This is a genomic window from Nocardia colli (assembly GCF_008704205.1).
GTDB lineage: Bacteria > Actinomycetota > Actinomycetes > Mycobacteriales > Mycobacteriaceae > Nocardia > Nocardia colli.
The window spans coordinates 94,517-119,752 of the sequence record NZ_VXLC01000015.1 but is presented as its reverse complement, the minus strand read 5'-3'; the positions used below and the strand labels follow the sequence as shown (position 1 = coordinate 119,752).

The following is a 25,236-nucleotide window of genomic DNA, read 5'->3' as shown; positions in this document are numbered from 1 at the left end:
CAGTCGAAGGAACTCTCATGCCCACAGCGACCGCACAGTCCTGGACCGTCGGCGACCTCACCGTCCACCGCATCGACGAGATCGCGCTGCCCTCGCCCACCGGAGCCTGGCTACTCCCCGCCGCAACTCCCGACGTGGTCACCGAACAGCCTTGGCTACAGCCACATTTCGCCGACCGCGACGGCACCCTGAACCTGCACAGCCAGACCTTCGCCATGACCATCGACGGACTGCGCGTCCTCGTCGACACCGGCATCGGCAACGGCAAGACCCGGGCGAACCCGGCCTGGAACAACCTCGACACCGATTACCTCCAGCGCCTCGACGCCGCCGGCTACGCCCCGGAGTCCATCGATCTCGTTGTACTGACCCACCTGCACACCGACCACGTCGGCTGGAACACCCACTGGCACAACAACACCTGGACGCCGACCTTCCCCAACGCCCGCTACCTCACTTCCCGCACCGAATGGCGGTTCTGGGCCGAGTACGACATGGACGAGGCCCGTCGGCAGATGTTCGACGACTCCATCCACCCCATCAACGACGCCGGACTCCTGGACATCCTCGACGTCCCCGACCACGGCCTCGACGTCATCCCCGGCCTGCGCCTCCTCCCCACCCCCGGCCACACACCGGGGCACCTCGCCGTCCAACTCGGCAACCGCGCCGCACTGATCACCGGCGACTGCATCCACCACCCCGTCCAATTCACCGACCCCACCATCGGCAGCTGCGTCGACATCGACCCCCACCTGGCCGAAACCTCCCGCCGCGCCCTACTCCAATCCCTCACCGGCACCGAAACTCTCATCCTCGGCACCCACTTCCCCGCCCCCACCGCAGGCCTCGTAGTCGGCGACGAATCCAGCTACCGGCTCGTCCCGTCCGCACCACGAAAGCCGCCTACCGCGCACAGTTCGTTCCGCCGCGCGTGAAATCGTTAGCCGATTTGTGCGCGCGGGGCGAAACGATGCGCGTGGCTACCCTGGTTGTCGCCGGGCGATCAGCGGATTACAGCCTGCGACGGTGTGTCTCCGCTCGGGTCGCAACCGGCATCTCTAACTTTCGACAGAGAGACAACTACCGCTGCATGGTGATGTGCAGAGTGCGCCCTACCGGCAACACTGGACCGGACGCCGCGCCGACCGGCCGGCGACGAGTGTTCTACCAGCGAGGAGTGGATCAGATGACGCAGCAGGAATGGCACGGGACCGTGGTCAAGAAATCGCGTGGCTTGCTCGACGGGGCCAACCTGTACCGTCGGCTGGTGGTGCGGCTCGACGATGGGAGCACGGTGAAGGTACGGGTCGGCCGGACGCTCTGGGATTCGCTCGACGCGGGCGACTCGGTGACCAAACGCAGTGGCGCCGAACCTGTCAAAGACTGATGACGATCACGGTGCTGGTCGCCGACGATCAAGCATTGGTGCGTACCGGACTTCGGCTGATCCTGGAGACCAAGGACGATATCGAGGTCGTCGGCGAGGCCGAAAACGGTGCGGAGGCAGTCCGTTTGGCCGCACAGACGCTGCCCGACATCGTGCTGATGGATCTCCGGATGCCGGATGTCGACGGCGTCCAGGCCACTCAGCAATTGATGAAAGCGGAGCATCGCCCGTCGGTGATCGTGCTGACCACCTTCGACGAGGATGAATTGCTGTACGCGGCATTGCGGGCCGGGGCGGGCGGATTCCTGCTGAAGGATGCTCGGTCGGCCGAGTTGGTCGAGGCCATCCGCGTGGTGGCCGGCGGCGAAGCGCTCCTCGCACCGCGGGTGACGCGGCGGCTGCTGGACCGATTCGTGGCCGAGGCCCACCCGGCGCCCGCGGCGACTCCGCACCTGGCCGAGCTCACGAACCGCGAGGTCGAGGTGCTCACCTCGATCGCGCAGGCGGCCTCCAATGCCGAGATCGCGGCGAAACTCGACGTCACCGAAGGCACCGTGAAAACCCATGTCTCGGCCATTCTGCGCAAACTCGGACTCCGCGATCGGGTGCAGGCGGTGGTGCTCGCCTACGACCTCGGCCTGGTCCGGCCCCGATCGCCCAGCGAGTGGGATTCGTGAATTCGAGCGTCCCGGACGCGCCGATCGGTGAGTCGTCCGCTGCTCCGCGGGCCCGGTAGCGTCGGCAGCGTGCCGGATCTGTTCGAGACGCGCCTGTCCCGACGCTGGCGGGTGCTGCTGGTCGCGTGCACCCTCGCCACGATCGCGCCGATGGCGCTGCTCATCCCGCAACCCGCACTCTCCCCGGCCGGTCGCTTCGCCGCGATCGCGCTGGCGATCTGCCAGGTCGCGGTCGTCTGGTGGATGGACCGCAGGCCATTGCTCGTCACCCTGGTCTCGCTGTGCGTCGGCGCGACCCTGGAATTGATGCACCTGCAACTGGGGCCCGGCGTCGCCCTGATCGTGCTGACGACGCTCGCCTGGTTGCGTCCGGCACGAATTTCGCTGTGGGGACTCGGCGCGGCGGTCGGGCTATTCGTCGCCGCACTCGGCGTCACCGACAGGTGGTTACCTGCGCTTCTGTGGTCCGGCGCGGCGGCGCTGGCGTGGAGTTGGGGCGCACTCGGCCGCGCGAGATCGGCCCGGCGTGAGTCCGAAGCGCGCCGCATGGTGTTGCAGGAGCGCGCGCGGATCACCCGCGAGCTGCACGACGTGCTGGCCCACACCGTGTCGCTGATGGTGCTCCAGGCCGCGGCTGCCAACGATGTCTTCGACACCCATCCGGCCAAGGCGAAACGGGCCATCGAAGCGGTCGAGGACGTCGGCAGACAGGCCCTCGACGAGGTGCGCAGACTGCTCGGCGTGATCGCGGACGATCGCGACCATGCCGCGGCTTCGCCCGATCTCGGCGACCTGGACCGACTGGCCGAGACCATATCGAAGGCGGGCGTCGAGGTGACCGTGCACCGGCACGGAAGCATCGACGTCGCACCGGCGGTCGCGGAATCCGCGTACCGGATCGTGCAGGAATCCCTGACCAATGTCTTGCGTCATGCCGGCGCGAAACAGGCGGAGGTCGACCTCCGGGTCGTCGGTGGACAACTCGCCGTGACGATCACCGACACCGGTGGCGGCGGTGACCGGCACGAGCACGGCACCGGTCGCGGCCTCGACGGAATGCGCCAGCGCGCAACGCAATTGGGTGGCCGACTGGAGGCGGGACCGGCGCCGGACGGCGGCTTCCGCGTCGCGGCGTGGCTGCCGGCGCACGGGCACCGATAGCGCGCGGCCGCGACGCGGTGGACGCGATCAGTGCGCGCCGACCGGGAATCCGGTGACCAGCGCGGCGATCTGGGGCCATTCCTTGCCGATCAGGTCGACGAAGTCACCGTCGGTGAGTGTGTTGTACGGGCTGTCGATCTGGCAACCTGCCTGCGCGGGAACGCCGTTCATCCGGTCGATGATGAATCGATACCCCTTGGGCAACCAGCCGATGATGCCGGAGATGTGCTCCGCCAAGAACTCTCGCGTGTAGGTGATGCGCGCGCCGGGGTCTTGGCAGTACTGGTTCACCACCCGATCCACGCCCGCGTTGGGGATCAGCTCGTCGCTCTGCGCGTGATACAGATACATCGGAATGTGCGGCGTGCGCTTGCCGAGTTCCTGGGCGTTGATGGCGGCGCTGACTTGCGGAAGGTCAAGTGGGTCACCGGATCCGGTGAACGAACCCAGGTAGTTCCAATACGGGAACAGCACCGAACCCTGCGGGTGGCAGAGGAAGCTCTTGAACGTCATCATGAACCGCCCGAACCAGTCGTACCGACTGTCCAGCACGTTCTGGACCTCGGGGTATTCGGTGGCGAAACCGTGCATCGCGGGGCCGATCAGCCCGGCGCCGTAGTTGAAGTTGTTGAACCGCAGCACGCCCTTCAAGTCCGCGGTGGCGATGCCGCCCATGGTCACGCCGACGATATTGATCTCGGGGGCGTAGGTGTCGTGATTCTCGGCGACCCAGCCGGTCGGGATGGTGCCGCCGGAGTAGCCCATCAATCCGACGGGTGTCGCCGCGCCGGCGGTCAGTTGCAACGGCGCGAAGTTCTCGGCCGCACGGATGCCGTCCAGGGTCGCCTGGCCGCCCAGGACCGCCGCGCCCCACGCGGAGTTCGGTCCTTGATAGTCGGTGATCGCCACCGCCCATCCCTGCGAGACGCCCAACGCGATGCCGAGCGACGTCTCGGCCGAGTTGACGTAGTCGGCGGGGATCGAACCCTGTTGCGCCACATACGACATCGCGCAGTACTGGGCGGTGGAGTCCTCGGCGACCTGATACGACAGCAGTTTGAGCCCGCCCTCGGGCGCGGGACCACGCGGCTTGATCAACGTGGTCACCGTGGCGACCGCATTGCCGTGACTGTCGTTCGTCCGGAACAGCACCTGCCACGCATCGATATTGAACGGCGCCACCGACAGCAGGGCCGGCGTGATCTGGCGAGCTTTGATGATCCCGCCCGGTTCGGTCGAGGCGATCACGTCCGCGGGCGCCTTGTAGAACGGGTCGAGCTCGGGCGGCAGGACCAGCACCGGCAACGGCTGGATCGGGACGTCGTTCGCGGGCGCCGCGGACGCCGGGCCGGCGCCCGTCGCGGCGCTGACCAGGAGGATCGTTGCGACGCCGACGAGGACCGTGGCTCGACGCCAGGTCCTTGCCGCACCGCCCGGGGTAGTCGCACGCTTCATGAGATCCCTTCCACCTTCGGGCGCTCCCTCGCGCCCGCCACAACCATCCAGCTATCTGAAAATATGCGTTACCAATACACGGTGTCACAGTAACTCAGAAGTGGCGCGTTTCATAGTCCTGATCGATAACGACCCTGGTCACAGTCCCATCGGGGGTGCCAGCACTACCGGAAAGAGAGGGGCCTGCCGGATCGAGGAACCACCCGTATCCCCATACCGTGATTGCGTCCGCAACAGAAGGGAATCGTCTTGCGCATCCGGGTATGGGATCGATCGCTGGCCGCCGTGGTGGCCACCGGAGCAGTAGTCGCCGCGATGGCGACGTCATGCAGTTCCACGGGAACGGATCGAGTCGAGCCCGTCGCCGCCGCCGGGCGGGCGAAAATCATTGAGGCGCTGAACAATCTGGTCTCGGTGGATCACCTGCCGGGCGCCCAGATCGTGGTCACCGAGCATGGTCAGGCCTGGGCCGCGAACGCGGGATTCGGCGACCGCGCACAGGGCACGCCGTTCCCGGACGACGCTCGAGTCCGGATCGCTAGTAACACAAAGACATTCGTGTCGACCGTCCTGCTCCAGTTGGTCGCCGAGGGCAAGGTCGAGCTGGACGGGCCGGTGGAACGGTATCTGCCCGGCGTGGTGCACGGCCCCGGCATCGACGGGAATCGGATCACGATCCGAAACATGTTGCAGCACAACAGCGGAATCCCCGAGTACGCGGCCGAGTTCGGCGCGACACCGAAACCGGGACAGATATCGACCAACACCGACCAAGTCCGTTGGGGGAGAACGGATATCGCCGAGGTCGTACGCAACGCGCTCACCGCCCCCGCGGATTTCGAACCCGGCACCCAGTGGGCATACTCCAACACCAACTACGCCCTCGCCGGCCTGGTGATCGAGAAGATCACCGGAAACCCGCTCGGCGCGGAGATCACCCACCGCATCATCGAGCCACTCGGCCTGCGCGACACCTACTATCCGGACCCGGATGAAACCACGATCCGCGGGCCGCACCCCCGCGGCTACGCCGACCTCGACGGCACGCTGATCGACTACACCGACCAGAACGTCACCTCGGCCGGCGCGGCCGGTGCGATGGTCTCCACCGGCGCCGACCTCAATCAGTTCTTCACCGCACTCCTCGACGGAAAGCTGCTGCCACCCGCCCAATTGGCCGAGATGAAAACCACCGTCCCCCTTCCGGTTACCGGTCCGCCGGTCGGCTACGGCCTCGGCCTCATGCAGAGCCGGCTCCCCTGCGGCAAGGACAGCTGGGGCCACGGCGGCGACATCGACGGCTTCGAAACCCGCGGCGGCGTCACCACCGACGGCCGCTCCGTCACCGTGATCGTCAACCAGGTCCCCACTACCCCAGAGCCCACTCACAACATCAACCAACTCGTCGAAACCGTTCTCTGCGCCACGAACTGAACACGGTTGTTGCCCTGTCGATGTGGCAGGGCAACGGTGCGATCGGTCGGGTTGCGGCCGACCGAGAATTGAACCTCGGCGGGGCGAGTCCGGTACCGTTCGGGCCATGTCCGAGCACCATCGCGCGCAGGCAGAGGACGTCGGCACCTACACCTGGGAGATCGTGGGCCGGGGGACGGACGGGGAATCGGTGGTCGATGCCGGCCTCGGTGAGCTCGGATTTCCCGACCCGTGCACCGGTCGCACCTGCGTCAACCACATCGAGGTCGGCACGGCGGTGCTCGACCGGGTCGCGGCGGACATCCTGGTCGACTACCGGAACTCCGTGCTGGACGCGCGCCTCGACGAGGAGCCGGATCCCGTCCCTTCCCTGGAGCAACTGATCCTGGTCGTGCGCGACGGCGAGGGCTTCGAAAAGCTTGCTGCCACAGCGGCTTTGACCTACCCAGAGGTCACGGTCGAGGACTTCGACACCTACCGCGAGCAGCTCGCGCTGGCCGAGAAACACGAACAGCGGCGGCGTGAACGACGCGACAAGGCCATCGCCGCGGGCACCTCGGCTCCGCTGACGTCACCGGCCGATCCCCGCCTCGGCACCCTCGTGCTCAATCTGCGCGTCGAGGCCGAGACCGTGCGCGCGGAGGTTCCCGACCCGGACCACTGCCGGGAGCAACTCGCGCTCGCCCAGAACACCGTGCAAGCCGCCACCGAGGCCGCGGCCCGCGCGCGACGCGAAGGCTCCCCGGGCGAGGCCGAACACGCCGACGCCTTCATCGCCCGCTGGACGCCGCGGATCGACCGCTGGGCCGCCTTCCTCGAACTGACCACCGAGGCCTACGCCGACGCGGATGCCGTCGACTCGCTCGCCGACCGCATCAGCCTGCAGCCGCCGTCCGACCGGTAGTCGCTGGTCACGCTCGTCCGGAGAACAAATCTCCGCCGACGTTGTTTGACGCCCGCACAACCGGGAATCGCGGTGCAGACCCCAGCACCCAGCTACCCGGAGGCTTCGAAATGGCACAGTCGCGCACCGCCACCCAACCTGCCCTCATCGACAACATCCCCGGCGCGCTGCTGACCGCACTGCTGATGGTGACGATCGGCGCCTTCGGCCTCTTCTGCGCGCTCACCGCCGCGTTCCCGTACTGACCCGCCGCCGGCGTGGCTACGAATCGACGCTGAACTGCATGTCGCTGGTCAGTACCGCCGGGGACATGCCGAAGGTCTTGTTGCACACCCGAGTGAAATGCGCGCCGTCGAAAAACCCGGCGGTGTGCGCGGCATCGGTCATGCTGTGCCCGAGCGCGATCTGATCGATCGCCCGGCACATCCGCAACCAGCGCACATACGGCCGGAACGCGAGCCCGATCTCCTCGGCGAACAGGTGCGCCAGCCTGCTTTAGGACAGTCCGACCGTGCCGGCCACATCCCGTAATCGAACCTGACCTTCCTCGATCCGGTCGGGCAACAGCCGCAGCGCCGAGGCCAGCGCGGGATGGCGCATCGGCCGCACCGCCGACCGCACGTACGGCAACCCGTCGGCCCACCACTCGCCGTCACCGAGTCGGTTCGCCAGCGCGTCCCCCGCGGCCGCCCACGCTTCGGCGGAGTACGGCCGCGCGACGGTCCGGCTCACCGCGGCGGCATCGTCGGATTCGGCGGCCAGCTGGACCATCTCGCCCTCGGCCACCCCCTGCACCACCGCGTGGGCGACGTCGGCCGGAATCACCGTCGCCCGGCACGTGACCTGCGTTCCCGCCGCATCGGCCACGACGAACTCACCGCATCGGGCGATCAGCACTTGAACCGAATGGTGCGCGTGCATCTTCGCGGCGGACAGTCCGCCCCGATAGGCCAGCACGCCGGGCCGAATAGTCATCTCGCCGAAACATGACAAAGCGTCATCCCCCTTGAACGAATTCCTATGTGCCGCACTCACATTAGGGACCTCACGTCGAACCACCCCCGTGCGCACTTTCAGCGTACTCCTTCGACGAGCGCTGCCGGCCGCGCCAGGTTTGGGGATGCGCGGCCGATCACGGCGGTCAGCGGGCGCTGCCGAGGCCCTTGTCCTCGTCTTGCCCCGACAGCATGGTGGTGGTTTCGATGATCTGCCGGAAGCGGCCGTCGGCGGCGAATTCGGCGAACACCAGGACCTCGAAAGCCGCTGCGCTGCCGTCGATTTTGGTGGCGTGGACGGTGTGCCGGTCGGCGTAGCGGTCGCCGTCGACGAGTTCGTCGTGCACCTCGACGTGACCGCCGGTGAGCACACCGCGCAGGTGGGTGATGTGGTCGGCGAATTCCGTGCGGTCGCTCCACACGCCGTCGGTGCGCTGCCGATAGTCGTCGGCGAAGTGCCGGGTGATGGCGGTGTCGACATCGACCTGCCGGTCGAACAGCAGGTCGTTGAGGGCCGCGGCGATGTCGGTGGTCATGTCTAGCTCCTTCGATCATATGCGTGCATCGTGCACGCATATGACTGTACAACAGATGCGTGCTCGATGCACGCTATTCTTTGACCCATGACAGAACAGGGAGTCGGCGCCCACGTCGCCGAGGCGATCGCCGAGTTGCTGCGGCGGCGGACTCGGGAGGGGATCTACGCCGAACTCACCGAGGGGCTCGGCCCGGAGGTGGACCCGGCGACCTACCCGGTGCTCAGCGCGCTCGGCCGCTTCGGCCCACGCAGCGCGGCCGCGCTGGCCGCGGAAATCGGCCTGGACCGATCGGTGACCAGCCGGCACGCCTCCCGGCTCGAGCGGGCCGAACTGGTGCGGCGCTCCCCCGACCCGGACGACGCGCGCGCGACCCTGCTCACCCTGACCGAGAAGGGGCAGCGGGCAGTCGACGTGATGCGCGAACGGCTCGCCCGCCGATTCGATCAGCACCTGGCCGGCTGGCCCGAGGACGAGGCGCGAGCGTTCGCCGCAGCGCTCACCCGTTTCGTCCGCGAGGAACCGTTCGGCTGAACCCGCCTGCCGCTCAGGCGATTACGATCCGGCTGGTACTTTCCCGGACGCGCAATCGAGCAGGCAGCACAACCCGCTGCACCGCGAACTCTTCTCCCGCGATCCGCCGCAGCAGCAATTCGGTTGCCTGCCTGCCGATTTCGTAGCTGGGCTGCTCCACCAGGGTGATCGGCGGCGCGAACCCCGCCCAGCTCATCTCGTCGAACCCGGCCAGCAGGATGTCGCCCGGGAAGGTGACGCCGGTATCGGCGAGCGCATGCAACGCGCCGGCCATCATCAAGTTGTTGCCGACGAACAACCCGTCGGGCCGGTCGGGCAACGCGAGAATCGCTCGCGCCGCGGCCCGTCCACCTTCGATCCGATAGTCACCGCGCAGCTCGAGATCCGGGTCGAGTTCGATTCCGGCCTGGCGCAACGCGGCTCGATACCCGCTCAGCCGCCCGGTTGCCGTCGACGCGTCGGACGGTCCGGTGATCATCGCGATCCGCTTGCAGCCGGCCGAGATCAGATGCTCGACCGCCTCCTTGGCCGCCTTCTGATTGTTGACGGTCACGCTGTCCACGTCGGCCGAGCGCAGCCGCCGATCGATCGCGACCACCGGAATACCCCGGTCGGTGAGCGTGCCGATCCGGCTGTTCGCGGCGGAGGCAGGCGCCAGCACCACCCCGGCCATCCGCTCGGCCGCGGCGACCTCCAGGTACCGCTGCTCCTTGGCCAGACTCTCATCGGAATTGGCCAGCACCACCGAGTAATCGCGTTCGCTCGCAGCATCTTCCACGCCACGGGCCAGCGCGGTGAAGAACGGATTCTGGATGTCGGCGATGATCAAACCGAGCACCCTGGTCGCCCGGGTGCGCAACGACCTGGCCTGACTGTTCGGCCGATAGCTGAGCTTCTCGATCGCATCCCGCACCCGCTCGCGCAGTTCCGGCGCCACCCGCGGATCGGCGTTGAGCACCCGCGAGACGGTGGCCGGTGACACCCCGGCCAGTGCCGCGACGTCGCGGATCGTCACCGTCGCCATCTGCGGGCTACCACCCTTCGATCCAGTACCCGACGCCACGAGCGCGGGAAAACGATTTCCCACCTCGCGGTCGAGAATTGCTGGTGGCAACTGTAGCCGAGAAGATTGCGCGCTCAACGGGCTTGACGGTTCGATGACTCGAAATTTAGGGTGACAGAAATCGATTTCTGAGACCGACGTCACACCACGTGGACCAGTCGCTCGCGGCAGCCACCCGGTGACGAGGGGGGAGCCAGCCCCGTGACCGGTACCGATGGCCACGCGCCGTTGCTCGCCATGAGCGGCATCGTCAAGGAATTCCCCGGGGTGAAAGCGCTACGCGGAGTAGAGCTCACCCTGCGCAAGGGCGAAGTGCTGGCGCTGCTCGGCGAAAACGGCGCGGGCAAGTCGACTTTGATGAACGTGCTGGCCGGTGTGTTCGCCCCCGACGCGGGCAGCATCGACATCGATGGCAGCCCTGTGCATCTGCGCTCCCCCAAGGACGCGGCCCGGCACGGCGTCGCGATGATCCACCAGGAGTTGAACCTGGTGCCGGAACTGTCCATCGCCGACAACATCTTCCTCGGCCAGGAACGCCGCACCGCCTGGGGAACGCTGGCCCGCGCGGACATGGACGCGCGCACCGGCGACCTGCTGGCCCGGGTCGGCCTGGACCTGAAGCCGCGCAGGCTGGTTCGGCAGTGCCGGCTCGCCGAGCAACAGCTCATCGAGGTCGCCAAGGCGCTCAACCACGACCTGAAGATCCTGGTGATGGACGAGCCGACCTCAGCGCTCACCGAGGCGGAGGTGGAGCGGCTCTTCGCCGTCATCCGGAACCTGACCGGGCACGGCGTCGGCATCATCTACATCTCGCACCGGATCGAGGAACTGGAGGAGATCGCCGACAGCGTCACCGTGCTGCGCGACGGCGCGTACGTGGCACAGCGGCCGATGAAAGGCACGCAGCGAACCGAACTCATCCAGCTGATGGTGGGGCGACCGCTCGGTGAGCTGTTCCCGCGCGGCGCCGAGCAGCACGCGGGCGGGCAGGTGCGCCTGACCGTCGAACATCTGACGACCACACCGGCCGTCGACAGCGACGCAGTTCCGTTGCACGACTTGTCCTTCGAGGTGGCCGAGGGCGAGATCGTCGGCCTGGCCGGATTGATGGGGGCCGGCCGCAGCGAAGTCCTCGAGGCCCTCTACGGAGCGGCCACCGGCGTCAGCGCGACGATCACCCTCGCGGGCCGGCGCTACCGGCCGCGCAGTCCACAGCACGCCATCGATAACGGCATCGCGCTCGTAGCCGAGGACCGCAAGGCGCAGAGCCTGATGCTGGCCAACACCGTGCGCTTCAACGCATCGCTGGCGTCGCTGAATCGCTACCTGCGTCCGTGGCGGACGGTCGACGCGAAACGCGAGCGCGCGGCGGTCACGGCGAAAGTCGTTGAGCTGAAGGTGAAGACCGCGTCGCTGGCCACCGTCGTGGACACGCTGTCCGGGGGCAATCAGCAGAAGGTCGTGCTGGCCAAGTGCCTGCTCACCCATCCGTCGGTGCTGCTGATGGACGAGCCGACCCGCGGCATCGATGTCGGCGCGAAGGCCGAAGTCCATGCGCTGATGGACGAATTGGCCCGGCAGGGTGCGGCGATCCTCGCGGTGTCGTCCGAACTGCTCGAACTGATCGGCATGTGCGATCGCATCCTCGTGCTCTGCGAGGGCCGCCTGACCGGCGAGTTCCATCGAGATCCGGCCCGTGGCGCGCCCTTCGACCAGGAGGCGATACTCGCGGCGGCGATGGCCAGGGCGCCCGCGACCGGGGTGCGCCGCGAAACCGGTTGAGGCCGAACCGAAACGAACTCCAAGCCGACGCAGTGCGACTCACCAGGACCTCGAATGACGGACAGCAAGACTCCGGCCGATGATCAGCGTTCCGTGGCGTCGGCGATGTGGTTACGCGTTACCCGGCTGACGCCCTATCTGGGTGCCGCACAGGGATATATCGGTCTGTTGCTGGTGATTCTGATCGGCATCAGCACCAAGGGGCAGTACTTCTGGAACCAGACCAACATCACCAACGCGATCACAGCGTTCTCCTCCCGCGGCATTCTCGCGGTCGGCGTGACCCTGGTGATCATCACCGCGGGCATCGACCTGTCCGTGGGCTCGATCCTCGGCATCGGCTCGATGACCGCCGCGATGCTGCTGGTCCAGCACAGTCTCGACCCGTGGCTGATCGTCCCGGCATGTGCGCTGGTGGGCGCGTTCTTCGGGCTGTGCAACGGACTCGGCACCACGGTGCTGCGGATTCAGTCGTTCGTCATGACGCTGGCCATGCTGTCGGTGGTCCGCGGCATAGACAGACAGGTGTCGGGCAATGTCGCCGTCGGCACGGCGGTCTACGACGAGAACGGGCGTCTCACGCCCACCGCGTCCGAGTTCGCGCTGCTCGGCACGCCCGGCCACACGCTGTTCAAAGGCACCTGGCTGCCGCTGTTCGGCACCGCCGGAATCTCCTATCCGGTACTCGCTTTCGTCGCCGTGTGCGTCGTGACCCAGCTGGTCCTGTCCAAGACCACGTTCGGCCGGCACATCTACGCGGTCGGCGGTAACCCCACCGCGGCAAGGCTTTCCGGCGTCAACGTGACGCTGGTGATCATCGCGGTGTTCACCCTGTCCGGCATGCTGGCCGGATTCGCCGGACCGATCGACGCCGCCTACCGGGCGTCCGGAGATCCCTTGGCGGGCACCGGGTACGAGCTGGACGCCATCGCCGCCGCGGTGATCGGCGGCGCCAGCCTGGCCGGCGGAAAGGGCGCTATCACCGGCACTTTCGTGGGCGCGCTCATCCTCACCCTGCTCGACAACGTGCTCGGCCTGAACGCGGTCAGCGACAACGCCCAGCTGATCATCAAGGGGCTGATCGTCGTGGTAGCCGTTGTGCTGCAACGGCCGGGATTCTTCCGCGGTCTCACCGGACCGCTGGCCCGCCGGCTCCCCCGCGGGCCGGGCGATCGTCGCCCGCACGAAAGCAGCGGCACCTGATGCCGTTTCGCGACCCCGGCCGCGAGGCCGAAGTCGTTGCCCACCACCTGTTTCCAGGAGTGAAAATGCGATCCCTTCGCCGCTCAGTTCTCACCGCGGTCGCGCTGTGCACGACGGCCGTGGCCGCCGCGGCCTGCGCGTCCAACCCGCCGAGCCCGTCGGACGGCGGCCAATTCGTCATCGGCTATTCGCAATCCAACAACGCCGAGCCCTACCGGGCGCAGCTCAACCTGCAATTGCAGTACTTCGCCAAGCAGCATCCCGACTTCAAACTGCTCCCGATCACCGACGCGCACCAGGACAGCGCGACTCAGGTGAGCCAGGTGCAGACCTTCATCCAGCAGAAGGTCAACGCACTCATCGTCTCGCCCAACGAACCGGCTCCGCTCACCGCCGCCGTGCAGCAGGCGTGCGACGCCAAGATTCCGGTGATCATCTTGGACCGCAACGTCAATACCGACTGTTACGACTCGTTCATCGGCGGCGACAACTACCTCATCGGCAAGCTCGCCGGGGAGGCCGCGGTGCAGGCGCTGCCCAACGGCGGCAATGTCGTCGAACTGCGCGGCATCCTGTCCGACCATCCACAGATCGACCGCGACAAGGGTTTCCGGGACGCGATCGCCGGCCACAACATCACCATCATCGAGGACCAGGAGGCGAAATGGTTGAAGGCCAACGCCACCACGGTGACTCAGCAATGGCTGTCCAAGGGTGACAAGATCGATCTGGTCTACGCGCACAACGACGATATGGCGCTCGGCGCTCAGCTCGCCATTCAGGGTGCGGGCAAGGCCGGTTCGATTCAGATCATCGGCATCGACGGGCTGGCCATTCCGACCGGTGGGATTCGTGCCGTCCAGAACGGTCAATTGCTGACGACGTTCGTTTATCCGACCGGCGCCGAGCAGGCGGTCGCCACACTGGAGAAGTTGCTGCATCAGCAGCCGGTGGAAAAGAAGCAGGTTCTGGACACGTTGCAGGTGACGCCGGCCAATGCCGCGCAGATCTATCAGCAGTACGACATGTCCGACAAGCTGGGCAAGTAACTCCTCGGCACGATCCCGATCGCCGCGTAACACGCTGGCCGCCAGCGCGATTGAACTTATGCGACGACGGGACTGTGCCATGTATGAACTGCGACGACGGCAACCCTGGCGACTATGGCAGCTGTGGTGGATCGGGCGATTGTGGCGGTTGGTGCTGTTGTGCCGATTGCTCGGCAACCAGTTCTGGCGACCGTTTGTCGGCATGGTGGCCGCGTCGATGGTGGTCATCGGTGGGGTGATCCTATTCGGATTAGATGACTCGGGGTCAGATCCGCAATATCAAGTCTGCACAGTGCCGATCGTCAAACCACCGCCCACGAATTCGCCGTGCCACACCCCTCGACCGCTCGTGCCGAATCGTTAACCACGACTCGCGTTCCGGGCGGTCCCGCGGTGCGCGGGGACCGTGGTCGGATCTTCCGGCCAGGCGTGTTTGGGGTAGCGGCCGCGCAGGTCCGCGCGGACTTGCAGCCAGCCGTTCCGCCAGAATGAGGCCAGGTCCGCGGTCACCGCGACGGGGCGTTGGGCGGGCGAGAGTAGATGCAGCACAATGGGGACGCGGCCGTCGGCCAGGCGCGGGGCGTCGGTCCAGCCGAAGACCTCCTGCACTGTGACCGCGAGTACCGGCGGGTCGGTCGAGTAGTCGAGGCGGGGGCGGCTGCCGGAGGGGACCTGGAGGCGTTCCGGGGCGAGTTCGTCCAGACGGGTGGCGTCCGGCCAGGGCAGCAGGCGGCGCAAAGACTGTCCGGCGTCGATGCGTTCGAGGTCGGCGCGTTTGCGGGCGGTGGCGAGTTCGGGGCCGAGCCAGGTGTCGGCCGCGGCGAGCAGTGCGTCGTCATCGACTGCGGGCCAAGGTTCGCCGAGGGTGCGGTGCAGGAATTCGAGGCGTTGACGTAAGGCGATCGCGTCGGGATTCCAGCGTAGGAGGGTGAGACCGGTCGAGATCAGCCCGTCCTGGATCGCGGCGCTGAGCAATTCGCGATTCGGGTTACGAATGGGTTTCTCCGACAGCACGATTGCGCCCAGCCGCTCGACGCGTCGGGCGACGACGTCGCCGTCGGTCCAAGCGACCTCGTCGGCGGTCGTCAGCAGGTTCGATGCGGCGCGGCGGGCCAGTTGTTCGTCGGCGACCGCCGCAGACCGGATCCAACCGTCGGAGCGGCCCGGGTCGCGGGTTGCCACGCCGACTGCCAGCCACTCCGCGTCGCCTAGCCCGGAGCCGTGCGGTAGCGTGACGGCGGTTCCGCCGACCATCAGATAACTCGTGGATCCCGGTCCGCGCCGCCGGGCCAGTCGCTCCGGATGGGCCAGTGCGACAACGAAAGCCGGGTCATCGACGCCCTCCGCGGGATCGGCCAGCCGGGCCAGTCGCTCGACCTCTTTCCGCCAGCGTGCCGGTCGCTCACGTCGCAGCACGCGCAACCCGGCCGTGAGATCGACTCCGGTGATCAGGGTGTCGTCGTCGAGGACGGTGACCACCTCTGCCGCCGCCCGTGCGCCGACCTCGGGTGCCCCGTCCAGCAGCGCTCGCGCCAGGCGGGGATGCAGGCCGATCCGGGCGATGGCTCGGCCGCGGTCGGTCACCGCACCGTCAGCGTCCACCGCGCCCAACGCGCGCAGCACATCCCGGCCGGCGGCCAAACCGCCGGGTGGTGGCGGGTCCCACCAGGCGAGGCCGTGGCCGTCCGCGGTACCCCAGCAGGCCAGTTCCAAGGCCAGCCGGGTCAGATCCGCCGTCCGGATCTCCGGCTCCGGATACGCGGGCAGTGTGCTGTGCTCGTATTCCGGCCAGCAGCGCCAGACCCGGCCGGCGGCCTCACGTCCGGCGCGGCCGGCGCGTTGTGCCGCCACCGCCGCCGAAACACGAACTGTCGCAAGGCCGGACAGTCCTCGTCCCCGATCGATGCGGGGGACTCGGGCCAGGCCCGAATCGACTACCGCTCGGACTCCGGGCACCGTCAGGCTGGACTCCGCCACTGCCGTGGACAACACCACACGCCGTTGCGATCCCGGCCGCAACGCGGCGTCTTGCCCTGTGGCAGAGAGTCGCCCGTGCAACGGAACGACGTCGACTCCGTGCATGTCAGCCAGAAGCGTTGTCGTCCGGCGAATTTCGGCCGCGCCGGGCAGGAAGACGAGCACGTCCCCTTCGGTCTCGGCGAGCGCTGCCCGGGTGGCGCGTGCCACGTGCGCTTCGATCCGTTCTCGTGGCAATGATGGAACGTACGTCATTTCCACCGGATACGCCCGCCCCTGGACCTCCACCACCGGTGCGGCCCCATCTCCGCCCAGCAGCACCGAAAGGCGTTCCGCCGCAACGGTTGCCGACGTGGCGAGCACTCCGAGGTCGGGCCGCAATCCGGCTCGGGCGTCAAGGAGCAACGCCAGCAACAGATCCGCGTCGAGATGCCGTTCATGGCACTCGTCGAGCACCACCACATCCACCCCCGCCAACTCGGGATCGCCCTGCAACCGTCGCACCAGCAACCCTGACGTCACGACCTCGACCCGGGTCGATTTCCCCACTCGCCGATCCCCGCGAACCGAATACCCGACCGTCTCCCCCACCGACTCCCCCAGCAACGCGGCCATCCGCCCGGCCGCGGCGCGGGCCGCCAACCGGCGCGGCTCGGCCACCAGCACCCGGCCCGTGGTCCCCGCCGCCAACGCCAGCGGCACCAAGGTCGTCTTGCCCGTCCCCGGCGGCGCGACCAGCACGGCAGTCTCGTGCTCGGCCAGGGTCGCGACGATTCGATCGAGCGCGCCACGGACCGGCAGATCGGGAAGTTCAGGCAGTTTCATTACCGAACAGTCTGCAACCTCTGGTCCGAACGACCACATCGGCGGTGACATGGTTCGTCGCCCGCGGCGATCCGAAGCAACTTCGAACAGCGCTCCCCAGTTGGATCAGAAACACGTCTGCATCGTGAAATCAGTTGCTGTGACTGACAATTGACAGACACCGTTCGTCGCCCGATGCCGCGCTTCCGAAGGGCTGATCCGATGACCTCGCTGACCGCTCTACTCGTCGCCGGCCTGCTCTGGGCGGTACCGGCCGCGCCGGCCGACCCGGTCTGGCTACACGACGACAGCTATGTCTCCGGCGGCAAAGCCACCGCCTACATCGACGTGCAGTGCCCCAAGGGACAACAGCGCTGGACCCTGACCGTCCGCCTCACCGCGGTCAAACCCGGCCACCCCACGGCCACCGGCACCACCACCAACTCCCCGGTGACCTGCGACGGCGAAACCCAATGGCGCCAGCACCCGATCACCGTCCGCCCCGACAAGGCACCCTTCTTCGCCACTCGCGACGCCCAGAACACAGGCGTCGCCGAACTCCGCGACCCCGCAGGCAACCTGGTCGGCACCAGCGCCCGCCGAATCTATTTCTACGCGTGGGACTGACCTCCCGCTGGGAAGCCAGTCCATCGAGCCGCGCAGGCGGTGAGGTGCGGGATTACAAGCGCTCGGCGACTTCCATCATCAGGGCGCGGGAGGCGGCGGGAGTTTCGGCTTGGACGGCCAGGCGGTCCATTACTTCTCGGTAGAGATGGAGGTCTTCGCGGCGGTCGAGGTAGAGGGCGGTGGTGAGTTGTTCGAGGTAGACGATGTCGGGCAGTTCTACTTCGGCGAAGCGGAGCATGGTGAACGAGCTGCCTGCGGCGGCATTGCCGCCGGAGCGATAGGACAGGACCTGGATGGTGACCTGCGGCTTGTTCGACATTTCCACGAGATGTTCCAGTTGCGCGCGCAGCACCTTCGGGCCGCCGACGGGGCGGTGCAGCACCGCCTCGTCGAGGACCGCCCACAAGGTGGGGCCGCCGCGCACGTTCAGGATCCGCTGCCGCTCGGTACGCAGTTCGACGCGGCGGGCGGCCTGCAGGTCCATGCTCTGGTGCTGATTGCGTTGCTCGAAGTGGCGCGCCACCTCCGAGTTCTCGTAGCCGACGGCGACTACGGCGGCGGCATAGTCCTCGGTTTGCAGCAGACCCGGAACCAGTTGGCCCTCAAAGGTTCTGATGGTGCGCGCGGCGCCTTCCAAGCCGAGGTAGGTCTCGAACCAGGACGGCAGCAGGTCGTTGTATCGATGCCACCAGCCGGGCTCGTTGGCCTTGCGCGCCAGGTCCAGGAACATCGCCCGCTGCTCGTCATCGGCGACCCCGTACAGGTTCAGCAGATCGACGATGTCGCGTTGTTTGTACCCGGTCCGGCCGAGCTCGAGCCGGCTGATCTTGGCGTGCGAGCCGCGAATGTGTTCGCCGGCGGCTTGCGGCGTGATGCCGCAAGCCTCGCGCAGCCTGCGCAGTTGGCCGCCGACCGCGATGCGCAGCGCCGTCGGGCCGCGTTCCGCGACACTCGAGTCGACGCTGATCCGACGCGCTTCTGCGACCATGAGCTGCTTCTCCGAACTTGGAAGTCGACCGGCGGGAGACGCGGACGTTACCGCCGCGAACCACACCCCGTCCATTTCGATGGTATCGCTCAATTGCGTGAGATCAATCGAACTGGGCCGTGGCAATACAGACTTGTGGGGTTGACCCTGACGCTGGGTCAATCGTCCAACATGGGCGGCATGAACATGGATACCGACCAATTCACCGTCCGCCGGGCGGGCGTCGAAATCCCGGTGTCGCGTGGCGGCGAAGGACCGGCGTTGGTGCTGTCCCCCGGCCTGACCTCGACGCAGGCCGAGCTGCACGAACTCATCGAGCTGTTGCGGCGCGACTTCGACGTGGTGACGTTCGACCTGCGCGGGCACGGCCTTTCGTCGGCGGGCGACCGCTACTCGTTCGCCGAGTTCCTCGACGATTTCGCCGCCGTGCTGGCGGAACTCGAACTGTCCGCACCGGTGCTCGCCGGCCATTCCTACAGCGCGGACTTGATCGTGCACTACACCGCCGAACATCCCGGCACCGTCGGCGCACTCGTGCTCATCGATGGCGCGAACCCGATACCCGCACCGTTCATCACCGCGGCGGACTTGCCCGAATTCCGCGCACTGTGGGAGTACACAGAACAAACAACCAAGCGCGGCACCCCGAGCCAAGTACTGCTCACCGCGCGAGAAATCCTCGACCTCAACCTCGAACTGGACGTGCTCCGATCCGGCATCGACCTCGACATCGACGTGGTCGGCCCCGGAATCCTGGACCGCTACCGCACGATCGACTGCCCGATCCACCTGATCCAGGCGACGTCAATGGCGGGCGACAGCACCGAAGGCCGGGCTCCGCGCCACAATCGCCTCTGGCGGGCCGGTTTCGAGCGACTCCGGCGCGAACGGCCGGACATCTCCACCACCTGCCTCGATGCCACGCACGCCCTGGTCGTCACGCACGCCCCGGAAATCGCTCAGATCATCCGAAGCGCACATGCCCGGACCGATTGAACAGCCTGCGGTTGCGGGGAGACTGGTCCCATGTTGACCATCGGCGAGCTGGCGTCCTATGCCGGGGTGACGGTGCGCGCGATACGCCACTATCACGCCAAAGGTCTACTGCCCGAGCCTGATCGGGACCACCTCGGCTACCGGAGGTACAACGCCGCCGCAGTGGTCGAGCTGATCAAGATCCGGACGCTCGCCGAGGCCGGGGTCCCGCTGGCGCGCGTGCACGAGCTGCTCGACGCCGACCCGGCGGAACTCGCCGCCGCGGTCGCGGAGATCGACCAGCGATTGCGGGCGGAGATCCAGCAGCGCCGGCGCCACCGCGAGCAAATCGCCCGCCTCGCCGCCGGCGACAGCCTCGCGTTACCCCCGGCGGTGGTCGAGTTTCTCGAGCACCTGCGCACGCTCGGCGTCGACGAACGCATCGTCCAGGTCGAACGCGACGGCTGGATCCCGCTCGCCGCCCGCGCACCCGAACGGGTCCCGGAGCTGATCGCCCGCAAACGCGAGCAGATCACCCACCCGCCGCTCATCGACTTCTATCGCACCCTGAGCCGAGCCCTGGATCAGACCGACAACGACCGCCTGCTGATCGAGCTGGTCGACAAGATCGCCGTCTACCTCACGCAACTTGCGGACGAACAGGGCGAGGACTACGTCGGCGGCGCTATCGAGCCATCCTTGGCCGAGTTGCTCGACACCTTGGCATTCGACACCGCACCCGCTATCCGCCGACTGATCGAGCTGCTCGAACAACGCGGCTGGACCGGCTGGACCAAGCTCGAACGAATCTAAACGGCCGCGTAGCCTTTCCGCAGTGTCGCGGCGGCGACCTCCAGGAAGTCGCGCAGCACCTTCTCGTGCCGGTCCGCGGCAACGGCCAGGCACGTCTCGATTCGTTCGGCGTCGGAGACGGTGACATGGACGAGATCGGGGCGGGCATAGGACACCGCGACGCTCAGCGGCAGGAGGGCGATTCCCCGCCCCGAGGCGATGAGCTCGAACTTCTCTTCCAGCGAGACCGTTCGCCTGGTCGGTACGTCGAGCATCCGCTCACCGTCGAGGTCCGCGAGGGTGAGCTCGGCACGGGACGCCAGCGGATGCGTCGCGGGCATGCACGCGACCCGGGACTCCTGCCCGATCGCGATGGTGCGCAACCCCGAGCCGTCGAACGGCCTTCGCAGGTAACCGATCTGGGCCCGGCCGTCGCGCAGCGGCGCGGCCGGATCCCACCAATGCACCGGGACCAGGTCGGTCTCGACGTCCGGATGACGCTCCGCGAATGCCCGAATCGCTTCGGACACATGCAATCCCGCGGAGAACGCGACGACGATCCGCCGGACATCCCGCTCCACGTCGTGCACCCGCCGCACCGCCGCGTCGACCGTCGCGAGAATCCCCTGCGCCTCCTCGTAGAGCTGCTGCCCGGCGGCGGTCAGCTCCACGCTGCGGGTGCTCCGCACGAGCAACGTGCAGGCCAGCTCCTGCTCGAACGCCCGGATCTGCCGGCTGAGCACGGGCTGGGCGATGTAGAGCTGTTCGGCCGCCCGGCCGAAGTGCCGCTGTTCGGCCACCACCACGAAGTAGCGGAGTTTGCGCAGATCGAGATCCATACCTTTAGGGTATCAATTTTTCGGCAAGGGTATTGGACGGCACCGGACGATCGGCCCGAAACTCGAAGCATGATCGTCATCACCGCACCGACCAGCAATATCGGCAGCCACCTACTGAACCTCCTGCTCGACGAAAACTCCTCTCGCACTGAGGAACTGCGCGTCATCGTGCGTGACCCGGCGAAGCTCTCCGCCCCGGTCCGGGCCCGCGTCGACGTCGTGACCGGCTCGCACGGCGACGCCGAGGTGGTCGACCGGGCGTTCGCCGGCGCGGACGCCGTCTTCTGGCTGCTTCCGCCGAACCCGCAGGCACCGAGCCTGGACGTCGCGTTCTCCGATTTCACCCGGCCTGCCGCGAAAGCGTTCACCGCCAACGGAATCGGACACGTCGTCGGGGTCTCGGCACTCGGCCGCGGCACGCCCGGGGCCGCTCGCGCCGGGCTGGTGACCGCGTCGCTGGCCGCGGACGACCTCATCGCGGGCACCGGCGTGGCCTACCGGGCACTCGCGAACCCGTCCTTCATGGATAACCTGCTGCGGCAGGTGGTTTCGATCCGCGACAACGGCGTGTTCACCGATATCGTCGACGCCGACCACAAGGCTCCGACGGCCGCCACCCGGGACATCGCCGCGGCCGCCGCCGGTCTCTTGCTGGACCGCTCGTGGACCGGGTTCGACGAGGTCCCGGTGCTCGGCCCGGAGGATCTCTCGTCCAACGATCTGGCCCGCATCATGTCCGAGGTGCTCGGGCGTCCGGTGCGCTACGAGCGGCAATCGGCCGACGACTTCCGCGCCACGATGACCGGATACGGCAGCAGCGAGGCATTCGTGGCGGGCTACGTCGACATGATGCGCGCCAAGGACGACGGGCTCGACGCCGGCGTCCAGCGCACCCCCGAGACCGCGAGCCCGACGACCTTCCGCGAGTGGTGCGAGGAGGTGCTGAAGCCGGCCGTCCAGGGGTGAACGCTGCCGGTCAGGAGGGGCCGTCGAAGGCCCCTGCCTGCGCCGCGAGCGTGGCGGTGGCGGCCGCGCGCTCGGCGAGCTGCGGGTCCGGCGGGGTCCGCAGCAGCACCAGTTGGTGGTAGAGCGGGGCGGTCGCGGCGACCAGCAAAGCGCGTGCGTCGATGCGCGGCGGGAGCTCCCCGCGTTCGATCGCGCGCTCGATGATGACCTCCGATTGCGCGTATCGGTCTTCCCACAGACCCCGCAGCGCACCGGCCGCCGCCGCCGAGCGGAACGAAACCGCAATCAGCGCAACCGCAATCGATGATTCCTCGGTCAAGGAGTCCTGGATCTCCTGATTGAGCGCGGCCAGGTCGCCGCGCAGCGTGCCGGTGTCGCGGGGGTGCCACTCCAGGTCGCTGGCCGCGGCGAAAACGTCGGTGATCAGGCCGCCGACATCGCGCCAGCGGCGATACACCGTGGTGCGGTGCACCCCGGCGCGCGCGGCGACCGTGTCCACGGTGAGCGCGTCATAGCCGTTTTCGGTCAACTCCGCGCGAACGGCGTCGAGGACCTGATCGCGGATGCGGGCGGTGCGACCGCCCGGCCGCGGCCGGAGATGGTCGGGGGAAGGTGCGGAATTCATGGTCGGGCATCCGATTGCTTGACGGGGTGGGACGGTAGCGCTATCTTAATGCAACAGTTGTCGCACTAAGTGAGGTAATGCCGATGCTCATTCGAAGTGTTCACCCGGCCCTGCGGTCCCAGACCACCGCGTCGTCCTCGAATGCTTCGGAGTGTGCATATGCCAACCCAGATCACCGCGCTCGCGGTCAGCAAGTCCTTCAACGGCCGGCTCGTTCTCGATGAGGTGACCTGTTCGCTCGCCGCGGGCGAGCGCACCGGGATCATCGGTGAGAACGGGTCCGGCAAGACCACCCTGCTGCGGATGTTCGCCGGGCGGGAGGTGCCCGACGACGGCGAGATCGTCGTGCAGGCCGACGGTGGTGTCGGTTATCTCGCGCAAGACGAGCAGTTGCCGCCGCGGATGACGGTGCAGCAGGTCATCGATCGGGCGCTGAGCGAATTGCGTTCGATCGAACAGCGGATGCGGCGCATCGAGGTCGCGATGGCGGCCGGTGACGAGTCCGGGCTGGCCGAATATGGCGAGCTGACCACAGTTTTCGAGCTTCGTGGCGGATACGACGCCGACGCCCGGGTGGAACGTGCGCTGCACGGACTGGGGTTGGGTCTGGTCGATCGCGAACGCACGGTCGACGGATTGTCCGGCGGCGAGCAGGTCCGGCTGCGGCTGGCCTCCATGCTGGCCGCCGGGTCCGAGGTATTGCTGCTCGACGAGCCGACCAATCATCTCGACGACAACGCCCTGACCTGGCTGGAAGACCACCTGCGCACCCGCCGCGGCACGACGGTGACGGTCTCCCACGACCGGGCCTTCCTTGAGCGGGTCGCGACCAGCCTGCTCGAGGTCGACCCGGACCGGCGGCGAATCATCCGCTACGGCAACGGTTATGCGGGATTCCTGACCGAGAAGGCGGCCGCGCGGCAGCGGTGGGTACAGGCATACGCGCAGTGGCAGAACGACATCGGCCAACTCCGCGAGACCGCCGCCACGACCGCCCGCCAGGTCGCTCCGGGCCGGGCGATGAAGGACAACAACAAGATGGCCTACGACCGGGCCGGCGGGCGGGTGCAGCAGTCGCTGGCCAGCCGGGTCCGCAATGCCGAGGAACGGTTGCGCCGGCTGCTCGCGAACCCGGTGCCGGTACCGCCGGAACCGCTGCGTTTCGCGCCGAGCCTGCGGGCCGGCCGGGCGCACGGCACCATGCTCGACGCCACCGGCATCGCGGTCTCGGGCCGGCTCGAGCGGACCAGTCTCACCGTCGCCGCGGGTGAGCGGCTGCTGATCACCGGGCCGAATGGTGCGGGTAAGACGACTCTGCTGCGCGTGCTGGCAGGTCGGCTTGCGCCGGACAGCGGAACCGTTACCCGTGGCGGAAAGGTCGGTTACCTCGCGCAGGAGCCGCTGACCGCCGAACCCGGGGACACGTTGCTGGCCGCCTTCGCCCGCGGTCGCACGGGCGACACCGATCGGCATGCCGAACGCCTGATGTCGCTCGGCCTGTTCGATCGTGCCCAGCTGACGACGCGCGTGGCCGACCTGTCCACCGGGCAACGGCAGCGACTTGCTCTGGCGCGGTTGGTCATCGAGCCCGTCGATGTGCTGCTGCTCGACGAGCCGACCAACCACCTGTCGCCCGCTCTGGTCGAGGATCTCGAAACGGCCCTGGCCGATTACCCCGGCGCCCTCGTGATCGTCAGCCACGATCGCCGGCTGCGTTCCCGTTGGCGCGGCGCTCATCTCGACCTCCGGGCATCAGTCCCCGCCTGACGCTCGAGCCCGATCATCCACGCACCGAAGGAGATTCGCCGTGCCCCACGACCTTCCCGCAGACCCCACCGTGCTGCACCCGATGGCCGGCCAGCCGCGCGTGGTGCTGTTGAAGCCGCTGCTCACCTCGCCCCTGATCGAAGTCGGCGAGTTCTCCTACTACGACGACCCGGACGACGCGACCGCGTTCGAAACCCGGAACGTGCTGTACCACTACGGGCCGGAGAAGCTGATCATCGGGAAGTTCTGCGCCCTCGGCACCGGAACCCGGTTCATCATGAACGGGGCCAATCACCGGATGGACGGCCCGTCGACGTTCCCGTTCCCCACCATGGGCGGCTCCTGGACCGACCACTTCGACCTGCTCACCGGCCTGCCGAACCGCGGCGACACCGTGGTCGGCAACGACGTCTGGTTCGGCAACGGGGTGACGGTGATGCCCGGCGCGCGGATCGGCCACGGCGCGATCATCAGCACCGGCTCCGTGGTCACCGGCGCCGTACCCGATTACGCCATCGTCGGCGGCAATCCGGCCCGCCTCATCCGAACTCGCTACGCCGACACCGACATTGCCCGGCTGCTGGCGGTGGCCTGGTGGGACTGGCCCGTCGAGCACATCACCGCCCACGTGCGCGACATCATGGCGGGCACCATCGCCGACCTCGAATCCGCTGCCGCAGAACTGAAATGAGG

26 protein-coding genes are annotated in these 25,236 nt (G+C 67.7%); 17 read left to right on the top strand and 9 right to left on the bottom strand.

Annotated elements, in window-relative coordinates:
* Positions 1 to 17: 17 nt before the first annotated feature.
* The 4 genes from F3087_RS27680 (at position 18) to F3087_RS27665 (ending at position 3,228) form a co-directional block, all read left to right on the top strand.
* A complete protein-coding gene (locus F3087_RS27680; RefSeq protein ID WP_150404984.1) occupies positions 18 to 938 on the top strand; it encodes an MBL fold metallo-hydrolase in 921 nt (306 codons plus the stop codon).
* Positions 939 to 1,189: 251 nt separating this feature from the next.
* Positions 1,190 to 1,390, top strand: coding sequence for a DUF7489 domain-containing protein (locus F3087_RS27675; RefSeq protein WP_150404983.1), 201 nt, complete (start codon positions 1,190 to 1,192; stop codon positions 1,388 to 1,390).
* On the top strand, positions 1,390 to 2,067 hold the full coding sequence (locus F3087_RS27670) for a response regulator (protein WP_150404982.1): 678 nt from the start codon (positions 1,390 to 1,392) through the stop codon (positions 2,065 to 2,067). Before F3087_RS27675 ends, F3087_RS27670 begins: the two co-directional genes overlap by 1 nt.
* A 69-nt stretch (positions 2,068 to 2,136) precedes the next feature.
* Positions 2,137 to 3,228 (top strand): sensor histidine kinase, encoded by a 1,092-nt coding sequence (locus F3087_RS27665; RefSeq protein WP_150404981.1) that lies wholly within the window; start codon positions 2,137 to 2,139, stop codon positions 3,226 to 3,228.
* Positions 3,229 to 3,255: 27 nt separating this feature from the next.
* Here the strand turns inward: F3087_RS27665 and F3087_RS27660 are convergent, their stop codons facing one another.
* Positions 3,256 to 4,683 (bottom strand): lipase family protein, encoded by a 1,428-nt coding sequence (locus tag F3087_RS27660; RefSeq protein WP_150404980.1) that lies wholly within the window; start codon positions 4,681 to 4,683, stop codon positions 3,256 to 3,258.
* Between the two features lie 249 nt (positions 4,684 to 4,932).
* On the opposite strand from F3087_RS27660, the gene F3087_RS27655 reads away from it, so the two are divergent.
* The 3 genes from F3087_RS27655 to F3087_RS47180 all read left to right on the top strand — a co-directional run bounded on the left by F3087_RS27655 (position 4,933) and on the right by F3087_RS47180 (position 7,266).
* Positions 4,933 to 6,117, top strand: coding sequence for a serine hydrolase domain-containing protein (locus F3087_RS27655; RefSeq protein WP_223885389.1), 1,185 nt, complete (start codon positions 4,933 to 4,935; stop codon positions 6,115 to 6,117).
* 106 nt (positions 6,118 to 6,223) lie between these two features.
* Positions 6,224 to 7,021, top strand: a complete 798-nt coding sequence (locus F3087_RS27650) for a hypothetical protein (RefSeq protein WP_150404979.1) — start codon at positions 6,224 to 6,226, stop codon at positions 7,019 to 7,021.
* Positions 7,022 to 7,131: 110 nt separating this feature from the next.
* Positions 7,132 to 7,266 (top strand): hypothetical protein, encoded by a 135-nt coding sequence (locus F3087_RS47180; protein ID WP_263407240.1) that lies wholly within the window; start codon positions 7,132 to 7,134, stop codon positions 7,264 to 7,266.
* A 16-nt stretch (positions 7,267 to 7,282) separates the two neighbouring features.
* Here the strand turns inward: F3087_RS47180 and F3087_RS27645 are convergent, their stop codons facing one another.
* From F3087_RS27645 to F3087_RS27635, 3 genes are all read right to left on the bottom strand, one after another.
* Positions 7,283 to 7,501 carry a helix-turn-helix domain-containing protein gene (locus F3087_RS27645; RefSeq protein ID WP_223885429.1) on the bottom strand — a complete coding sequence of 73 codons (219 nt, stop codon included), beginning with the start codon at positions 7,499 to 7,501 and terminating at the stop codon, positions 7,283 to 7,285.
* A gap of 15 nt (positions 7,502 to 7,516) precedes the next feature.
* The gene (locus F3087_RS27640) at positions 7,517 to 7,996 is read right to left on the bottom strand and encodes a hypothetical protein (RefSeq protein ID WP_150404977.1); all 480 of its coding nucleotides are present in this window, start codon (positions 7,994 to 7,996) and stop codon (positions 7,517 to 7,519) included.
* Positions 7,997 to 8,162: 166 nt separating this feature from the next.
* A complete protein-coding gene (locus F3087_RS27635) occupies positions 8,163 to 8,552 on the bottom strand; it encodes a nuclear transport factor 2 family protein (RefSeq protein ID WP_150404976.1) in 390 nt (129 codons plus the stop codon).
* A gap of 87 nt (positions 8,553 to 8,639) precedes the next feature.
* On the opposite strand from F3087_RS27635, the gene F3087_RS27630 reads away from it, so the two are divergent.
* Positions 8,640 to 9,086, top strand: coding sequence for a MarR family winged helix-turn-helix transcriptional regulator (locus F3087_RS27630; RefSeq protein ID WP_150404975.1), 447 nt, complete (start codon positions 8,640 to 8,642; stop codon positions 9,084 to 9,086).
* Between the two features lie 13 nt (positions 9,087 to 9,099).
* Here the strand turns inward: F3087_RS27630 and F3087_RS27625 are convergent, their stop codons facing one another.
* A complete protein-coding gene (locus F3087_RS27625; RefSeq protein ID WP_150404974.1) occupies positions 9,100 to 10,110 on the bottom strand; it encodes a LacI family DNA-binding transcriptional regulator in 1,011 nt (336 codons plus the stop codon).
* A 240-nt stretch (positions 10,111 to 10,350) separates the two neighbouring features.
* Between F3087_RS27625 and F3087_RS27620 the strand changes: the two genes are divergently transcribed.
* The 3 genes from F3087_RS27620 (at position 10,351) to F3087_RS27610 (ending at position 14,183) form a co-directional block, all read left to right on the top strand.
* The gene (locus F3087_RS27620) at positions 10,351 to 11,931 is read left to right on the top strand and encodes a sugar ABC transporter ATP-binding protein (protein ID WP_223885388.1); all 1,581 of its coding nucleotides are present in this window, start codon (positions 10,351 to 10,353) and stop codon (positions 11,929 to 11,931) included.
* A 54-nt stretch (positions 11,932 to 11,985) separates the two neighbouring features.
* Positions 11,986 to 13,134: an ABC transporter permease gene (locus F3087_RS27615; protein WP_150404973.1), complete on the top strand. Its 1,149-nt coding sequence runs from the start codon at positions 11,986 to 11,988 to the stop codon at positions 13,132 to 13,134.
* Between the two features lie 65 nt (positions 13,135 to 13,199).
* Positions 13,200 to 14,183: a substrate-binding domain-containing protein gene (locus F3087_RS27610; protein WP_150404972.1), complete on the top strand. Its 984-nt coding sequence runs from the start codon at positions 13,200 to 13,202 to the stop codon at positions 14,181 to 14,183.
* 360 nt (positions 14,184 to 14,543) lie between these two features.
* Here F3087_RS27610 and hrpB read toward each other — a convergent pair whose 3' ends face one another.
* A complete protein-coding gene (hrpB, locus tag F3087_RS27605) occupies positions 14,544 to 16,985 on the bottom strand; it encodes an ATP-dependent helicase HrpB (protein ID WP_191094167.1) in 2,442 nt (813 codons plus the stop codon).
* Positions 16,986 to 17,186: 201 nt separating this feature from the next.
* Between hrpB and F3087_RS27600 the strand changes: the two genes are divergently transcribed.
* The gene (locus F3087_RS27600; RefSeq protein ID WP_150404971.1) at positions 17,187 to 17,591 is read left to right on the top strand and encodes a hypothetical protein; all 405 of its coding nucleotides are present in this window, start codon (positions 17,187 to 17,189) and stop codon (positions 17,589 to 17,591) included.
* A 52-nt stretch (positions 17,592 to 17,643) separates the two neighbouring features.
* Here F3087_RS27600 and F3087_RS27595 read toward each other — a convergent pair whose 3' ends face one another.
* Positions 17,644 to 18,579 carry a helix-turn-helix domain-containing protein gene (locus tag F3087_RS27595; RefSeq protein ID WP_150404970.1) on the bottom strand — a complete coding sequence of 312 codons (936 nt, stop codon included), beginning with the start codon at positions 18,577 to 18,579 and terminating at the stop codon, positions 17,644 to 17,646.
* Positions 18,580 to 18,720: 141 nt separating this feature from the next.
* On the opposite strand from F3087_RS27595, the gene F3087_RS27590 reads away from it, so the two are divergent.
* Together F3087_RS27590 and F3087_RS27585 are read left to right on the top strand one after the other, a co-directional pair.
* Positions 18,721 to 19,575, top strand: a complete 855-nt coding sequence (locus F3087_RS27590; RefSeq protein WP_223885387.1) for an alpha/beta fold hydrolase — start codon at positions 18,721 to 18,723, stop codon at positions 19,573 to 19,575.
* Positions 19,576 to 19,605: 30 nt separating this feature from the next.
* On the top strand, positions 19,606 to 20,367 hold the full coding sequence (locus tag F3087_RS27585; RefSeq protein ID WP_150404969.1) for a MerR family transcriptional regulator: 762 nt from the start codon (positions 19,606 to 19,608) through the stop codon (positions 20,365 to 20,367).
* Here the strand turns inward: F3087_RS27585 and F3087_RS27580 are convergent.
* Positions 20,364 to 21,185 carry a LysR family transcriptional regulator gene (locus tag F3087_RS27580; RefSeq protein ID WP_150404968.1) on the bottom strand — a complete coding sequence of 274 codons (822 nt, stop codon included), beginning with the start codon at positions 21,183 to 21,185 and terminating at the stop codon, positions 20,364 to 20,366. The genes F3087_RS27585 and F3087_RS27580 overlap by 4 nt on opposite strands.
* Before the next feature lie 69 nt (positions 21,186 to 21,254).
* Here F3087_RS27580 and F3087_RS27575 point away from each other — a divergent pair, with 69 nt between their 5' ends.
* Positions 21,255 to 22,151 (top strand): NAD(P)H-binding protein, encoded by an 897-nt coding sequence (locus F3087_RS27575; RefSeq protein ID WP_150404967.1) that lies wholly within the window; start codon positions 21,255 to 21,257, stop codon positions 22,149 to 22,151.
* A 10-nt stretch (positions 22,152 to 22,161) separates the two neighbouring features.
* On the opposite strand, the gene F3087_RS27570 is transcribed toward F3087_RS27575, so the two are convergent.
* Positions 22,162 to 22,776, bottom strand: a complete 615-nt coding sequence (locus tag F3087_RS27570; RefSeq protein ID WP_150404966.1) for a TetR/AcrR family transcriptional regulator — start codon at positions 22,774 to 22,776, stop codon at positions 22,162 to 22,164.
* A gap of 159 nt (positions 22,777 to 22,935) precedes the next feature.
* On the opposite strand from F3087_RS27570, the gene abc-f reads away from it, so the two are divergent.
* Complete coding sequence (abc-f, locus tag F3087_RS27565; protein ID WP_191094166.1) at positions 22,936 to 24,543, top strand: ribosomal protection-like ABC-F family protein; 1,608 nt, start codon at positions 22,936 to 22,938, stop codon at positions 24,541 to 24,543.
* Between the two features lie 82 nt (positions 24,544 to 24,625).
* Complete coding sequence (locus tag F3087_RS27560) at positions 24,626 to 25,234, top strand: CatB-related O-acetyltransferase (protein ID WP_150405319.1); 609 nt, start codon at positions 24,626 to 24,628, stop codon at positions 25,232 to 25,234.
* The last annotated feature ends 2 nt before the right edge of the window (positions 25,235 to 25,236 follow it).